Origin of the sequence: Pseudomonas sp. R32 (assembly GCF_009866705.1) — a bacterium.
GTDB classification, from domain to species: Bacteria; Pseudomonadota; Gammaproteobacteria; order Pseudomonadales; family Pseudomonadaceae; genus Aquipseudomonas; species Aquipseudomonas donghuensis.
In genome coordinates this window covers 117,501-132,802 of the sequence record NZ_CP019396.1, presented here as the reverse complement: position 1 = coordinate 132,802, position 15,302 = coordinate 117,501, and the positions used below count along the sequence as shown (strand labels likewise).

Below are 15,302 nucleotides of genomic sequence, written 5' to 3'. Positions count from 1 at the left end.
AAGCCTGTGAACAGGATGCTTACAGCATCGATACGCCTGCCATCGCGCTTTTATCGAATGATTCAGTCGAGGCCCCTGCTCGGCCCTCGAAAACTTCGACACTGGCGCTAAGGCAAATGAACCGAACGTCAGCCACTGACAAGGAAACGCCATGAGCACTTTGACTTCGCACCTTATCGCCCGCAAAGCCGAACTTGCCGCGCATCCCATCTTTGCCGAAATAGATTCATTACCGGTATTGCAACGGTTCATGGAAACCCATGTATTTGCAGTCTGGGATTTCATGTCGCTGACCAAACGCCTGCAACAGGAGCTGACCTGTATCCAGTTGCCCTGGTTGCCGCCACTTGATCCGAACGCCGCGCGTCTGATCAACGAGATCGTCCTCGGTGAGGAGTCCGACGATCGTGTGGGCCAGGGGCACTACAGCCATTTCGAGCTGTACCTGGACGCCATGCGTGAAGTCGGCGCCAGCACCTCGGCGATCGAACGCTTCATCAACCTGCAACGAGAAGGCGTCGGCTATGCCAGCGCCCTGCAACGCGCCGGTGCCAGCGAGGCAGCCCGGCAGTTTGTCTGCCACACCCTGGAGACCGCCCTGGGCGCGCCTGCCCATAGCGTCGCTGCGGCCTTCCTGCATGGGCGTGAGAGTGTGATTCCATGCATGTTCCAGCGCATCCTCGATGACTGGGGCATCACCGGCGAACAGGCGCCGACGTTGCGCTACTACCTGCAACGGCACATCGAAGTCGACGCCGAAGATCACGGCCCGGCCGCCGAGGCTCTGCTCGCCCGGCTGGTGAAAGGCGACCCGGGGCAGGAGCGCCAGGCCCTGGAAGCTGCCATTGCCGCCGTCGACAGCCGCATTGCCCTGTGGGACCACCTGCGCCTGTCGATGCGCGAGCCCGTCGCGGAGGTCAGCGCATGAATGCCCTCGACTACCACTCCTGCGCCGAGGCCTGGGAGAGCCGCGCGACCATCCGCACCCGGCCGCGACGCCAGGTCGAGGACGATCAGCGGCTGATTTACCCGCTCAGCCGCCAGCCGCTGGTGCTCAGTGAGACCTTTATGCGCGAGTGCCCGCAGCAGCGCGATTTCGCCCTGACCCAGAGCCTGTACAAGTTCATCAACGACGTGGTGATTTTCGAGACCGAGATCGTCGACCGCACGGCGCGGCGGATCGCCAAGGACCGCTTTGCCATTCGCTTTCCGTTCGCCTGTCGCTATGACGCCATGACCGTGGTGGTGGATGAGGACTACCACGCCCTGGTGGCCATGGACTTCATGCAACAAACCATCGCCCTGACCGGGATTGAACCGATGGCCCTGCCCGAGGAAATCGAGCTGAGCCGGGCGATCCCGGCAGCCCTGGCGCTGGCGCCGGCGCACCTGCGCGACGCCCTTGAGCTGATCTGCGTGGGCATCGCCGAGAACACCCTGACCGACGATGTCGCCGCCTTTGCCCGGGATGACACGGTCAAGCCATCGGTGCAGGGCTTGATGGCCGATCACCTGCTCGACGAAGGCCGCCATTCGAGCTTCTGGGCACGGCTGGTGCGCATCTACTGGCACAGCGCCCCCGACGCGGACCGGCACTGCATCGCTGAAATCCTGCCGGTGTTTCTCGCGCAGTACCTGACCAACGACATCCAGAAGCGCTTCGACTTTGCCCTGATCGCCCAGTTGCCGATCAATGAGACCGCGCGAGCGGCGCTGCGCCAGGAAGTGACGTCCATGGCCTACCCGATCGATCACCAGCATCCGCTGCTGGGCAACATCCTGCGCCTGTTCCGCGCCAGTTCCATGCTCGACTCGCCCTGTGTGCAAGACGCTCTGGCGCACTACCTGCCCAAGCCAAGGAGATAACCATGAGACGCCTGGAAATCCTGCTGATCGGCGCAAGCCCGGCGCTGCAGCTGCTGCATCGGGAACTGTACGAGCACGGTCACGCGCTGCACCTGGCCGACAGTGCCGAAGCCTTGCTGGCACGCCCCTGGCGCCAGCCACAGTTGCTGATCGATGACGGCAGCCTGGCGCTGCGAGCCTGTGACTGGCAGGCGTTGGGCGACTGTGCCCTGCTGAGCTTGCGTCTGGGGGTCTATGTGCAAACCCCTGACGCCCTGCCCACACTCGAGCTGCTGTGCTGGACCGGCAGCGCCACCGCGCAACGCCTGATCGAGCGCCAGCGTCTGGCGCCCGAACGTTCAGGTAACGGGCAGCACTTGCGCTTGCACGCCATCGACAGCCTGCGGGACATGCTCGCGCTGCTCGTCAGCCGCTTCTCGCGAAACCCTGAATACTTGCAGCAGGCCGCCGCCATCAGCCCTGGGCAACAGGATCAGGAACAGGGCCTCGACTGGCTGGAGCAGATGGCCTGTTTCCACCGTTTCAACCAGACCGGTAACCCCACATTACTCGCCGCGGCCGACGTCCCGCTGATCGAGCGCCTGGAGCAGAGCCTGTGCCTTCATGCCGACAAAACGGCACTGAACCTCAACGGCCAGCGCATCAACTACGCACAGTTGCATGCCCAGGCGGCAGCTATCCAGCAACGTATGGGTGTTTCATCGACCAGCACCGAACCACCCGTGTTCGGCGTTTGCCTGGGCAAGTGCGCCGCGCTCTACGCCAGCGTGCTCGCGGTATTCGGTTGTGGAGCGGTGTACTTGCCGCTGGACCCGGCGCAACCGGCCGAGCGCCTGCGCTACATTCTGGAGAATGCCGGCGCCAGCCTGCTGCTACATGACGGTCAGCTGCCAGTGGATGACCTGTCACTGCCGACCCTGGACCTGCGCCAGCTGCCCACACCGCCGGCGCAGCCGCTGCCATCACTGTTGCGCCAGCGACCCGCGCCGGACGCCCCCTGCGTGGCGATCTACACCTCGGGCACCACCGGCCAGCCCAAGGGCGTGCTGCTCAGCCAGCGCAACCTCAGCCACTTCCAGGCCTGGTACAGCGCCCATGTGCAGCTGGATCAGCACAGCCGCGCACTGCAGTTCTCGACCATCGGCTTCGATGCCTCGTTGCTGGATATCCTGCCCACCTGGGTTTGCGGCGGCGAGCTGGTGGTACCCACTGAAGATCAACGCCGCGACCCGGCGCGCCTGCTGGCTCTGCTCCACGCCCAGCAGGTGACCCACGCCTTCCTGCCGCCGGCGCTGCTGAGCATCCTGCCACGCGACCAGCCGCTTGGGCTGAGCCACCTGATTACCGGCGGCGATGTCTGTGAGCCGGAGGTGATCGCACGCCTGGCCGGGCAGTGCCAGCTGCACAACATCTACGGCCCGACCGAAACCACCGTGCTGGCGACGACCCGGGTATTCCAGGCTGACGACAACAACCGCAACCTCGGCCGCCCGATCGCCAACACCCAGGTGTTGATCCTCGACGACGAGCTGCAGCCGGTCGCCGAAGACAGCCCCGGTGAGTTGTACATAGCAGGCCCGGGCGTTGGCCTGGGCTATCTGAACAATCCGGCCCTGAGCGATGAGCGCTTCCTCAACCTGCCGCGTGCCGATGGCAGCACGATCCGCGTGTACCGCAGCGGCGATATCGGCAAATGGACAGCCGACGGCATCGAGCTCTGTGGCCGCCGCGACAACCAGGTGAAGATCCGCGGCTTTCGCGTCGAACCAGAGGAGATCGAGCACTGCCTGCGCAGCAGCGGGCTGTTCCACCAGGTGGCGGTGGTCATCGATGGCCAGCGGCGGATCCTGGCGTTCTGCGCGCAAGCCACTGGCGACAATGGCGAAGCCGCCCTGCGCCGGCATGCCGAGCAACGACTGCCCGACTACATGCGCCCAGGCGTCTATCAGCAACTGGCACAGATGCCCTACACCGCCAACGGCAAGATCGATCGCCAGGCGCTGCTGGCGATGCCTCCGGCCCTGGCGCCGCGCGACCAGCACTTGGGTCCGGTTACGCCTGTCGAGACGCAGCTGGTTGAGGTGTGGAGCGAACTGCTGGAACTGCCCGAGGAGGACATCTCCACCGACGCCAGCTTCTTTAGCCTCGGCGGCCACTCGATCCTGCTATCGCGTTTGTTGCTGGCGGTTCGCGAGCAGTTCGCTTGCGCCATTGCGATCAATCAGTTTATCGAGATGCCTACCGTGCAGCGCCTGGCAATGCTGGTCAGCGGCGAGCATCCGCAGGCTCACGGCCTCGATCCGCAGGCCGAACGCGATGCCTGTCGCGAACTGCATCTGAACGTGCTGCCAATGGCGCAATTGGGCGATGTGCACAAGGTAGTCGTCACCGGCGCCAACAGTTTTCTTGGCGTGCACCTGATCGAAGCGCTGCTTGCATGGGGCGCCAGCGAAGTAGCCTGCCTGGTGCGCTCCAGCGCCAGTCAGTCAGCGCCGCAACGTTTCGCCGCAGCGCTGGTGGACAACGGCTTGCACGGCCTTGATATGAGCCGGGTGAAAGTCTTCGCCGCCGACCTGCGCCAGCCGCGACTGGGCCTGAGCGACAGCGACTACGACTATCTGGACAGCGAGTACGGTGCGCTGCTGCACAACGCAGCGCAGGTCAACCATGTGCTGGATTACCGCACCCTGGCCGCCGACAACGTCGAGCCACTGTTCGAGTGCCTGCGCTTGTGCGAAGGCCGGCGCAAGAAAGTCTTCAATTTCATCTCGACCCTGTCGGCCTGCAGCGCCATCGACACCAATGGCCAAGTGCTGGAGCGGGACCCGGCGGCGACACCGCCGCTCTACCTGCGTAATGGCTACAACCTGAGCAAATGGGTGGGCGAGCGCATCCTCCAGCGTGCCCGCGCCCAAGGGGTGTGGGTCAACCTGTTTCGCCCCGGCAACATCACCTTCGACAGCCGTAACGGCATCTGCCAACCCCAGCGCAACCGGCTGATGCTGATGCTCAAGGGCTCGTTGCAACTCGGTCAGGTGCCGGCCCTGGAGCTCAACTTCGACCTGATGCCGGTGGATTTTCTCGCCCGCTTCATCGCCTTCCACAGCAGCCGTTACCAGCCCGAGCAGGCGGTATTCAACCTGCACAACCCCGAGCCACTGAGCTGGAGCGACTACGTCTCGGTGTTCCGTGAAAGCGGCACGCCATTCGAGCTGGTCAGCATCGAGCAGTGGCAACGGCAGTTGCAGCGAGTCGATCGCGACAACGCGCTGTTCGATGTTCTGGGTTTCTACCTGGATGGCTTCGAGGAAGACATCGGCGACATCTCGCGGATCGAGCATGGCAATGCCCGCGCCGGTGTCGAGCGCATGGGCGCGCGCTACCCGCAGAAAACCCCGCAGTTGCTGCAACGCGGCTGCCAGTACCTGCACGACATTGCCTTCATCTGACCGCCTTCAACCCACGCAGGAGATCCACCCATGCAAACCCTTCAACCCGACACCCTGATCCACAACCCTGCTGGCTGCCGAGTGGTGGCCAGTGTCGAGATCGCCAGCGATGCCGCCAGTGTCTGGAACATCGTCGGCAATTTCGCCGGCTTCCCGGTGTTCATCCCGGCCCTGGCGCACATCGAGATGACCGGCAACGGCGTGCGTTCGGTGCGCAAGAAGCTGTTCAAGGACGGCAACGTGGTCATCGAACAGCTCAATACCCGTGACGAGCAGGCCATGAGCATGACCTGGAGCCTGATCTACACCAGCCTGAACATCGGCAACCTGTGGGCGGCGATGCAGGTCGAGGCGCTGGGCGAGCGCCAGGCGCGAGCGACCTGGACCATTCAGGCCGAGCCGTGGCAAGGCGGCAGCGAGGCGCTGCCAGGCTTTCAGACGTTTTTGCAGGGGTTTGCCGATGAGGCGATGAACAATGTGAGGAATTTGTTGAGTTAAGCCTGATCGCGGGGCAAGCCCGCTCCTACAAGAACGAGCTTGCCCTGATCAACAGTTGCAAAATAGTCCAAGGATGCCAACAATGAGACTAATTATCATTTATGACCCCTTCAGCAGCGCACCTTCATGCCCTCTCGAGAGTCCGTGCACACGCTTTACAGCCACCACCACGGCTGGCTGAACACTTGGCTGCGCAGCAAGCTGGGCAATGCCGCCGATGCCGCGGATCTGGCCCAGGACACTTTCGTGCGCCTGCTGCAGCGGCGCGAACAGCTGGAGCTGAACGCCCCCCGGGCGTTCCTGCGGACCATCGCCCGCGGCCTGGTGATCGACCATTGGCGGCGTGAAGAGCTGCACCGCGCCTACCTAGAAGCTTTGGCGCACTTGCCCGAGGGCGAAGTGCCTTCGCTGGAAACCCGCGAACTGCTGCTGGAGCTGCTCGAGCGCATCGCGCAGATGCTTGACGGCCTCAAGCCGAAAGTGCGCCGCGCCTTTTTGCTGGCGCAGTGCGAAGGCCTGAGCCACAAGGACATTGCCGAGCAGATGGGCGTGTCCTTGCGCTCGGTAGAGCGCTATGTGGCCGATGCCCTGTATCACTGCTACCTGCTGCGCTACGAGAGCGAGGCATAAGCCGGCATGACACCCCTCAACCCCGGCCCGCGGGTGGTCAAGCAGGCTATCCACTGGATGCTCAAGCTGCGTGAGAACGGCCACAACGCTCATCTGCAGCAACAATGCGAACGGTGGCGTACAGCCCATCAGGACCATGAGTTGGCCTGGCAGCGGGTGCAATCCCTGCATCAGGAGCTCAACCTGCGCGCCATCCCAGGTGCCAGCGTGGCCTTGCAGACCCTGGAGAACAGCAGCCAGCGCCTGCAGCGGCGCCAGGCCCTGAAACTGCTCAGCGGCGTGCTGGTGCTCGGCTCGGCAGCCTGGCTGGGCAAGGACCTGGACGTTATCAGCCCGCTGGCCGCAGATTTTGCCAGCGCCACCGGTCAGCGGCGCAGCTTGCGCCTGCCGGATGGCTCGTTGCTGCAACTGAACACCAACAGCGCCGCCGACCTCGCCTTCGAGGCCGATCAGCGCCTGATTCGCCTCAAGCGTGGCGAGTTGATGCTGATCTGCGCCAAGGATTCGACCGCCCCGGGTCGTCCGTTGCTGGTACGCACCCGCGAAGCCTTGCTGCAAGGCTTCGACGGCCGCTTCGTGGTGCGCCAGGACAGCAACTGCACCCGCATCAGCGTCAGCCAGGGCAGCGTCGCCATCCACTCGCCAGGCCCTCTGCAATGGGTTCACGCCGGCCAGAGTTATCGCCTCGATGCCCGGGGCGCAACCCTCCTGCACAATCAGGACATGGATACCGGCGCCTGGGCCGAAGGGCTGATCGTCACCCGCGACATGCGCCTGGGCGATTTCCTCACCGAAGTCGGGCGCTATCGCCACGGTTATCTGAGCTGCGCCGATGACATTGCCGACTTGCGCCTGTCCGGGGTGTTCCGCCTGGAGGACACCGACAAACTGCTGCAACTGCTGCCGCAGACGCTGCCGGTGAAGGTCAGCTATCGCACGCGCTGGTGGGTACGCCTGGAACGGCTGGCCTGAATTGATTTTTTTTTGGCGGGTTTTACCCACGAGTCCGGCTAGGACAGTAAGCGACTCCTTCTGCCCTTACCGACTCAACGGATGCTCTCCATGCGTAATGCTTCGCCCCTGTTGCGGCTCAACAAGAAGAATGATTTTCAACCTGTCTTAGATTCTGCTCCAGGCTGCGTGCTGGGCAAGGCCATCCGTGCCGCGCTGCTTGGCACCGCCCTGGGTATGACTGCGCTACCGGCCGTGGCGCTGGGCGCGCAAGCGAGCAGTGTCAGCCAGCAGTACAACATCCCCGCCGGCTCCCTGGATGACGTGCTCAACCAGTTCGCCCGCCAGGCCCGGATCACCTTGTCGAGCACCCCGCAATTGACCCAGGGCCTGCAGTCGCCAGGGCTGCAAGGCAGTTACGCCACCGACCAGGCGCTGCGCCAGTTGCTCAACGGCTCAGGCCTGGAAGCCGTCAGCCAGGATGGCGGCAGCTATGTGCTGCGGGCGCAGCCACAGGACGCAGCGCTGTCGTTGCCAAGCACCGAAGTACGCGAGTTCGCCCTGGGTAACGCCCTGGGCAGCATGGAAGGCTACAACGCCACCCACAGCCAGGTCGCGACCAAGACCAGTGCGCCGATCCTGGAAACCTCGCAGTCGGTGTCGGTGGTGACCCGTCAGCAAATGGACGACCAGGGCTCGCAGACCGTGGCCCAGGCCATGCGCTACACCCCGGGCGTGCTGACCAACCCCTACGGCGCGACCCATCGCTACGACTACGTGGCCATGCGCGGCTTCAACGACGGTTCTGTGGATAACATCTACCTGGACGGTCTGAAGTCCATGGGTGACAGTGGCACCTACAGCACCATGCAGGTCGATCCGTACTTCCTCGAGCGGGTGGATATCCTCAAGGGGCCGTCTTCGGTGCTCTATGGCCGCAGCTCGCCCGGCGGCCTGGTCGCCCTGACCAGCAAGAAGCCGCTGTACGAGGCCTATCATCAAGTCCAGGCCACCGTCGGCATCCAGGGCCAGCGTGGCGTCGGTTTCGACTTCAGCGGCCCGCTGGATGACGACCAGCGCATCGCCTATCGCCTGGTGGGCCTGGCCGATCAGTCCGACACCCAGTTCGACCACAACGAAGAAAAGCGCTTCGCCCTGGCGCCAACCGTCAGCATCAACTTCAGCGAAGATACTTCGCTGACCCTGCAGGCCTACCTGCAGCATGACCCCGACGGCGGTTATCACGGCGGCGTGCCGGCCGATGGTGCACTGCACCAGCGCAATGGCCAGCGCATCTCCGATCACTTCTTCGAAGGCGAGCCGGGCATCGACCGCTACGAGCGTGACCAGCAGTCGTTCGGCTACCAATTCGAGCATCGCTTCAACGACGTGTTCAGCGCGCGGCAGAACTTCCGCTACCTGGATTCGACGGTGAAGATGGACCAGGTGTATGCCTGGGGCTGGACCACGCCGACCAGCAATGAGCTGAACCGCTACTACACCGGCGGCGATGAAAAACTGCATTCGTACATCATCGACAACATGCTCCAGGCCGAATACTTCACCGGCAGCGCCAAGCACACCACACTGCTGGGCTTGGACTACCAGCGACGCAAGACCGTGGTCGACTGGCGCAGTGGCGCCCTGGCACCGATCAATGCCTTCGACCCACAGTACGGCAACTCGCAAATCACCTACTTCGCCCCCACCAGCTACCTGCGTCGCCTGCAACAGACCGGCGTGTACCTGCAGGATCTGATTGAGCTCGACCAGTGGCGTTTCTCGCTGGGCCTGCGCCAGGACTGGGTGAAGACGTCGGATGAGAACCGCATTGCCGAAGCCAGCCGCCCGCTGGGCACCAAAATCAGTGACGAGCGCACCAAGCTGACCGGTCGCGCCGGCGTGCTGTACCTGTTCGAGAACGGCATTGCGCCGTACATCAGCTATTCCGAGTCGTTCAACCCCAACTCTTACGCCGACCAGTCGGGTAACCCGCTGGCGCCGACCGAGGGTACTCAGTGGGAGGCCGGTATCAAGTACCAACCGCCGGGCACCGACAACCTGTTCACCGCCTCGCTGTTCCGCATCGAGCAGGAGAACCTTGCCTCCAAGTTGCCGCAGGAAGAGTTCTACCGCCCTGTAGGCCAGGTCCGCTCCCAAGGCCTGGAGCTGGAGGCGCACCTGCAAGTCACCGACAACCTGAAAGTCCTCGGCAGCTATACCTTCACCGATATCGAGTACTCCAAGTCGATGCCGAGCACGCTGTTTGGCAGCGACCTCGACAACAAGGGCAACTCGCCGACCCAGGCACCGCGGCACATGGCCTCGCTGTGGGCTGACTACAACGTCCGCCAGGGCGCCCTCGACGGCCTGCGCCTGGGCGGTGGTGTGCGCTATGTCGGCTACAGCTGGGTGGATGCCGAGAACACCATGAAGGTGCCCTCCTACACCCTGTTCGATGCTTCGGTTGGTTACGACCTGGGCAAGGTCGGGCTCAAGGGGCTGGATGTGCGGCTCAATGCCAACAACCTCACCAATGAAAGCTACATCGCCTCCTGTGCCAGCCTGAGTTACTGCTACATGGGCGAAGAACGCAATGTCAGTGCCACGGTCAGCTACCAGTTCTGACCTCACCTGTATGAACGCCAAAGCCAGCACCTGATTCCGGGCGCTGGCTTTGTTGCATCTGGCGACTTACTCCGGACCTTTACTCATGCGTCAGCTCTACGTACTGCTACACCGCTTCCTCGGCCTGATCACCGCATTGTTTCTAGCCCTGGCCGGCCTCACCGGCAGCGTCCTGGCCTTTCATCACGAACTGGACGAATGGCTCAACCCTTCCTTCTACGAAGCCCCCGCCGTGGGTGAACGGCAGCAACCGGGGGTGCTTGTGGATAAGTTGCAGGCCGAGCACCCGCGGCTGCAGGTCTGGTACATGGAGTACCCGAACGAGCCTGGGCATGCAGCGCTGCTGGCGATGGTGCCACGCAACGATCCTGCCAGCGGCGAACCCTATGCCGAGAAGAACACCGTGTTCTATCTCGACCCGGTCAGCGGCCTGACGCTGGGCCAGCGCTATTGGGGTGAATGCTGTTTCTCCCGGGAGAACTTCATGCCGTTCATGCTCGAGTTGCACTACAGCCTGACCCTGCCCGGTAACTGGGGGATCCTGCTGATGGGGGTGGTGGCGATCATGTGGGTGATCGACTGCCTTATCGCCGTGCTGCTGACTTTGCCTCGTGGGCGGCCGTTCTGGGGCAAGTGGTCGAAAGCCTGGAAGATCAAGGGCGGTCATGCCTATCGGCTGAACATGGATATCCACAGGGCAGGCGGTTTGTGGTTGTGGCTACTGCTGCTACCGGTTGCGCTCAGCAGCGTGGCGATGAACCTGCCGGCCCAGGTGTTCAAACCGGCGGTGTCACTGTTTTCACCGGTCGAGCCAAGCGTCTACGAAGCCCGTGGCGGCTTACCCAAGGAACAACTGGGGGTGACCCAGCTCAGCTATCAACAGGCCTACCAGCGGGCGCAGCAGGAAGGCCAGCGGCTGGGGCTAACGGCACCGATCGGTGAGCTGTACTACAGCTTCGAGTACAACTTCTATGGTGCAGGGTTTGGCCAGCACGATACCGATGCCCAGGGTAAGTCCTGGTTGTTCTTCCACGGCACTGACGGGCATTTGCTGGGCAAGGAGATTGCCGGGCAAGGCACCCTGGGGGAACGCTTTTACCGCTTGCAGCTACCCATACACGGCGGGCGCATCATCGGTATGACCGGCCAGGTGTTGATTGCAGTGTTGGGGGTGATGATTGCAGTGCTGTCGCTGACCGGGGTGTATATCTGGTGGCGCAAGTTGCAGGCGCGGCGCAGTGGCAAGGTGCGAAGAGCTGGGTAAGTCAGCGGCTGTTCTGGGGCTGCTATGCAGCCCATCGCTGGCAAGGCCAGCTCCCACAAAGGGTGACAGATCCCAGAAAGACAAAACCCCTGTCTGCAGGGCAGACAGGGGTTTCGGAATGAATCTTGACGATGACCTACTCTCACATGGGGAAACCCCACACTACCATCGGCGATGCATCGTTTCACTGCTGAGTTCGGGATGGGATCAGGTGGTTCCAATGCTCTATGGTCGTCAAGAAATTCTGTGTGCCGGTCCGTCTGTTGCGACGTGCCAGCGAATTCTTGATGCTTCTACTCTAAAGACAAAACCCCTACCTGCGTATGCAGATAGGGGTTTCGGAATTTAATCTTGACGATGACCTACTCTCACATGGGGAAACCCCACACTACCATCGGCGATGCATCGTTTCACTGCTGAGTTCGGGATGGGATCAGGTGGTTCCAATGCTCTATGGTCGTCAAGAAATTCTGTTGCCAGAAGGTCTTGTTTAAGACACTCCAGCGAATCGGGTATGTGATGTTTTGTGAGTTACAAATTCTCGGCTTTGCAGTCTTCACAACACCGCAATCTGGCTTTCGCTCAAATTGCTTGGGTGTTATATGGTCAAGCCTCACGGGCAATTAGTATTGGTTAGCTCAACGCCTCACAGCGCTTACACACCCAACCTATCAACGTCGTAGTCTTCGACGGCCCTTCAGGGAGCTCAAGGCTCCAGTGAGATCTCATCTTGAGGCAAGTTTCCCGCTTAGATGCTTTCAGCGGTTATCTCTTCCGAACATAGCTACCCGGCAATGCCACTGGCGTGACAACCGGAACACCAGAGGTTCGTCCACTCCGGTCCTCTCGTACTAGGAGCAGCCCCTCTCAAATCTCAAACGTCCACGGCAGATAGGGACCGAACTGTCTCACGACGTTCTAAACCCAGCTCGCGTACCACTTTAAATGGCGAACAGCCATACCCTTGGGACCGGCTTCAGCCCCAGGATGTGATGAGCCGACATCGAGGTGCCAAACACCGCCGTCGATATGAACTCTTGGGCGGTATCAGCCTGTTATCCCCGGAGTACCTTTTATCCGTTGAGCGATGGCCCTTCCATACAGAACCACCGGATCACTAAGACCTACTTTCGTACCTGCTCGACGTGTCTGTCTCGCAGTCAAGCGCGCTTTTGCCTTTATACTCTACGACCGATTTCCGACCGGTCTGAGCGCACCTTCGTACTCCTCCGTTACTCTTTAGGAGGAGACCGCCCCAGTCAAACTACCCACCATACACTGTCCTCGATCCGGATAACGGACCTGAGTTAGAACCTCAAAGTTGCCAGGGTGGTATTTCAAGGATGGCTCCACGCGAACTGGCGTCCACGCTTCAAAGCCTCCCACCTATCCTACACAAGCAAATTCAAAGTCCAGTGCAAAGCTATAGTAAAGGTTCACGGGGTCTTTCCGTCTAGCCGCGGATACACTGCATCTTCACAGCGATTTCAATTTCACTGAGTCTCGGGTGGAGACAGCGCCGCCATCGTTACGCCATTCGTGCAGGTCGGAACTTACCCGACAAGGAATTTCGCTACCTTAGGACCGTTATAGTTACGGCCGCCGTTTACCGGGGCTTCGATCAAGAGCTTCGCGTTAGCTAACCCCATCAATTAACCTTCCGGCACCGGGCAGGCGTCACACCCTATACGTCCACTTTCGTGTTTGCAGAGTGCTGTGTTTTTAATAAACAGTCGCAGCGGCCTGGTATCTTCGACCGGCATGGGCTTACGGAGCAAGTCCTTCACCCTCACCGGCGCACCTTCTCCCGAAGTTACGGTGCCATTTTGCCTAGTTCCTTCACCCGAGTTCTCTCAAGCGCCTTGGTATTCTCTACCCAACCACCTGTGTCGGTTTGGGGTACGGTTCCTAGTTATCTGAAGCTTAGAAGCTTTTCTTGGAAGCATGGCATCAACCACTTCGTCGCCTAAAGGCAACTCGTCATCAGCTCTCGGCCTTAAGATCCCGGATTTACCTAAGATCTCAGCCTACCACCTTAAACTTGGACAACCAACGCCAAGCTGGCCTAGCCTTCTCCGTCCCTCCATCGCAATAACTAGAAGTACAGGAATATTAACCTGTTTTCCATCGACTACGCTTTTCAGCCTCGCCTTAGGGACCGACTAACCCTGCGTCGATTAACGTTGCGCAGGAAACCTTGGTCTTTCGGCGTGGGAGTTTTTCACTCCCATTGTCGTTACTCATGTCAGCATTCGCACTTCTGATACCTCCAGCAAGCTTCTCAACTCACCTTCACAGGCTTACAGAACGCTCCTCTACCGCATCACCTAAGTGATACCCGTAGCTTCGGTGTATGGTTTGAGCCCCGTTACATCTTCCGCGCAGGCCGACTCGACTAGTGAGCTATTACGCTTTCTTTAAAGGGTGGCTGCTTCTAAGCCAACCTCCTAGCTGTCTAAGCCTTCCCACATCGTTTCCCACTTAACCATAACTTTGGGACCTTAGCTGACGGTCTGGGTTGTTTCCCTTTTCACGACGGACGTTAGCACCCGCCGTGTGTCTCCCATGCTCGGCACTTGTAGGTATTCGGAGTTTGCATCGGTTTGGTAAGTCGGGATGACCCCCTAGCCGAAACAGTGCTCTACCCCCTACAGTGATACATGAGGCGCTACCTAAATAGCTTTCGAGGAGAACCAGCTATCTCCGAGCTTGATTAGCCTTTCACTCCGATCCACAGGTCATCCGCTAACTTTTCAACGGTAGTCGGTTCGGTCCTCCAGTCAGTGTTACCTAACCTTCAACCTGCCCATGGATAGATCGCCCGGTTTCGGGTCTATACCCAGCGACTAAACGCCCTATTAAGACTCGCTTTCGCTACGCCTCCCCTATTCGGTTAAGCTCGCCACTGAATATAAGTCGCTGACCCATTATACAAAAGGTACGCAGTCACCTAACAAAGTAGGCTCCCACTGCTTGTACGCATACGGTTTCAGGTTCTATTTCACTCCCCTCTCCGGGGTTCTTTTCGCCTTTCCCTCACGGTACTGGTTCACTATCGGTCAGTCAGTAGTATTTAGCCTTGGAGGATGGTCCCCCCATATTCAGACAAAGTTTCTCGTGCTCCGTCCTACTCGATTTCATGACTAAGAGATTTTCGCGTACAGGGCTATCACCCACTATGGCCGCACTTTCCAGAGCGTTCCGCTAATCTCAAAGCCACTTAAGGGCTAGTCCCCGTTCGCTCGCCACTACTAAGGGAATCTCGGTTGATTTCTTTTCCTCAGGGTACTTAGATGTTTCAGTTCCCCTGGTTCGCCTCTTGCACCTATGTATTCAGTACAAGATACTCAGCTTATGCTGAGTGGGTTCCCCCATTCAGAGATCTCCGGATCAAAGTCTGTTTGCCGACTCCCCGAAGCTTATCGCAGGCTACCACGTCTTTCATCGCCTCTGACTGCCAAGGCATCCACCGTATGCGCTTCTTCACTTGACCATATAACCCCAAGCAATCTGGTTATACTGTGAAGACAACATTCGCCGAAAATTTGTAATGACTCACAAATTTTACCTTAGCCTGAACACACACCAGTGAAAGTGCTGTCCAGTCTATCTTTCTATCACATACCCAAATTTTTAAAGAACGATTCTGAAAAAGTTCAGAAATCAATATTCGATCCGAATATTCATTTCTAAGCTTTTACGTAAGGTGGTGGAGCCAAGCGGGATCGAACCGCTGACCTCCTGCGTGCAAGGCAGGCGCTCTCCCAGCTGAGCTATGGCCCCGTATTGCTACAGGCTGCACCACATGTAATTGGTGGGTCTGGGCAGATTCGAACTGCCGACCTCACCCTTATCAGGGGTGCGCTCTAACCAACTGAGCTACAGACCCAATCGTCTTCTTCAATGAATCAAGCAATTCGTGTGGGAGCTCATAAGACAGCTGATGTCTGTCGATTAAGGAGGTGATCCAGCCGCAGGTTCCCCTACGGCTACCTTGTTACGACTTCACCCCAGTC

8 protein-coding genes, 2 tRNA genes and 4 rRNA genes (1 of these 14 only partly in view) are annotated in these 15,302 nt (G+C 60.1%); 8 read left to right on the top strand and 6 right to left on the bottom strand.

Annotated features, from left to right (window positions below; genetic code table 11):
• The first annotated feature begins 151 nt into the window (after window positions 1-151).
• The 8 genes from PspR32_RS00620 to PspR32_RS00585 all read left to right on the top strand — a co-directional run bounded on the left by PspR32_RS00620 (window position 152) and on the right by PspR32_RS00585 (window position 11,286).
• On the top strand, window positions 152-928 hold the full coding sequence (locus tag PspR32_RS00620) for a DUF3050 domain-containing protein (protein WP_010220444.1): 777 nt from the start codon (window positions 152-154) through the stop codon (window positions 926-928).
• Window positions 925-1,866 (top strand): diiron oxygenase, encoded by a 942-nt coding sequence (locus PspR32_RS00615; RefSeq protein WP_159387956.1) that lies wholly within the window; start codon window positions 925-927, stop codon window positions 1,864-1,866. The genes PspR32_RS00620 and PspR32_RS00615 overlap by 4 nt, the downstream gene beginning before the upstream one ends.
• Window positions 1,867-1,868: 2 nt before the next feature.
• Complete coding sequence (locus PspR32_RS00610; RefSeq protein WP_159387955.1) at window positions 1,869-5,315, top strand: non-ribosomal peptide synthetase; 3,447 nt, start codon at window positions 1,869-1,871, stop codon at window positions 5,313-5,315.
• Window positions 5,316-5,345: 30 nt separating this feature from the next.
• Complete coding sequence (locus tag PspR32_RS00605) at window positions 5,346-5,813, top strand: SRPBCC family protein (RefSeq protein ID WP_010220439.1); 468 nt, start codon at window positions 5,346-5,348, stop codon at window positions 5,811-5,813.
• 126 nt (window positions 5,814-5,939) lie between these two features.
• On the top strand, window positions 5,940-6,443 hold the full coding sequence (locus tag PspR32_RS00600; RefSeq protein WP_026001151.1) for a sigma-70 family RNA polymerase sigma factor: 504 nt from the start codon (window positions 5,940-5,942) through the stop codon (window positions 6,441-6,443).
• Between the two features lie 6 nt (window positions 6,444-6,449).
• Window positions 6,450-7,415, top strand: a complete 966-nt coding sequence (locus tag PspR32_RS00595) for a FecR domain-containing protein (RefSeq protein ID WP_159387954.1) — start codon at window positions 6,450-6,452, stop codon at window positions 7,413-7,415.
• Window positions 7,416-7,505: 90 nt separating this feature from the next.
• Window positions 7,506-10,022, top strand: a complete 2,517-nt coding sequence (locus PspR32_RS00590) for a TonB-dependent siderophore receptor (protein WP_442966961.1) — start codon at window positions 7,506-7,508, stop codon at window positions 10,020-10,022.
• Between the two features lie 85 nt (window positions 10,023-10,107).
• Window positions 10,108-11,286, top strand: coding sequence for a PepSY-associated TM helix domain-containing protein (locus PspR32_RS00585; RefSeq protein WP_159387953.1), 1,179 nt, complete (start codon window positions 10,108-10,110; stop codon window positions 11,284-11,286).
• Window positions 11,287-11,409: 123 nt separating this feature from the next.
• On the opposite strand, the gene rrf (PspR32_RS00580) is transcribed toward PspR32_RS00585, so the two are convergent.
• From rrf (PspR32_RS00580) to PspR32_RS00555, 6 genes are all read right to left on the bottom strand, one after another.
• Window positions 11,410-11,525: ribosomal RNA gene (gene rrf, locus PspR32_RS00580) — 5S ribosomal RNA — on the bottom strand.
• 110 nt (window positions 11,526-11,635) lie between these two features.
• Window positions 11,636-11,751 (bottom strand): 5S ribosomal RNA (rrf, locus tag PspR32_RS00575).
• A 137-nt stretch (window positions 11,752-11,888) separates the two neighbouring features.
• Window positions 11,889-14,779 (bottom strand): 23S ribosomal RNA (locus tag PspR32_RS00570).
• Window positions 14,780-14,993: 214 nt separating this feature from the next.
• A tRNA-Ala gene (locus tag PspR32_RS00565) sits at window positions 14,994-15,069 on the bottom strand.
• A gap of 29 nt (window positions 15,070-15,098) precedes the next feature.
• Window positions 15,099-15,175, bottom strand: a tRNA-Ile gene (locus tag PspR32_RS00560).
• A 66-nt stretch (window positions 15,176-15,241) separates the two neighbouring features.
• Window positions 15,242-15,302: ribosomal RNA gene (locus PspR32_RS00555) — 16S ribosomal RNA — on the bottom strand; it runs 1,476 nt beyond the window's last position.
• The 16S, 23S and 5S rRNA genes sit together here with 2 tRNA genes alongside, the layout of an rRNA operon.

What these genes read in the sequence shown, in the direction of transcription:
- PspR32_RS00610 (WP_159387955.1), top strand. Translation starts at nt 1,869, where the DNA reads ATGAGACGCCTGGAAATCCTGCTGATCGGCGCAAGCCCGGCGCTGCAG.
- PspR32_RS00595 (WP_159387954.1), top strand. Translation starts at nt 6,450, where the DNA reads ATGACACCCCTCAACCCCGGCCCGCGGGTGGTCAAGCAGGCTATCCAC.
- PspR32_RS00585 (WP_159387953.1), top strand. Translation starts at nt 10,108, where the DNA reads ATGCGTCAGCTCTACGTACTGCTACACCGCTTCCTCGGCCTGATCACC.
- PspR32_RS00615 (WP_159387956.1), top strand. Translation starts at nt 925, where the DNA reads ATGAATGCCCTCGACTACCACTCCTGCGCCGAGGCCTGGGAGAGCCGC.
- PspR32_RS00620 (WP_010220444.1), top strand. Translation starts at nt 152, where the DNA reads ATGAGCACTTTGACTTCGCACCTTATCGCCCGCAAAGCCGAACTTGCC.
- PspR32_RS00590 (WP_442966961.1), top strand. Translation starts at nt 7,506, where the DNA reads ATGCGTAATGCTTCGCCCCTGTTGCGGCTCAACAAGAAGAATGATTTT.
- PspR32_RS00600 (WP_026001151.1), top strand. Translation starts at nt 5,940, where the DNA reads ATGCCCTCTCGAGAGTCCGTGCACACGCTTTACAGCCACCACCACGGC.
- PspR32_RS00605 (WP_010220439.1), top strand. Translation starts at nt 5,346, where the DNA reads ATGCAAACCCTTCAACCCGACACCCTGATCCACAACCCTGCTGGCTGC.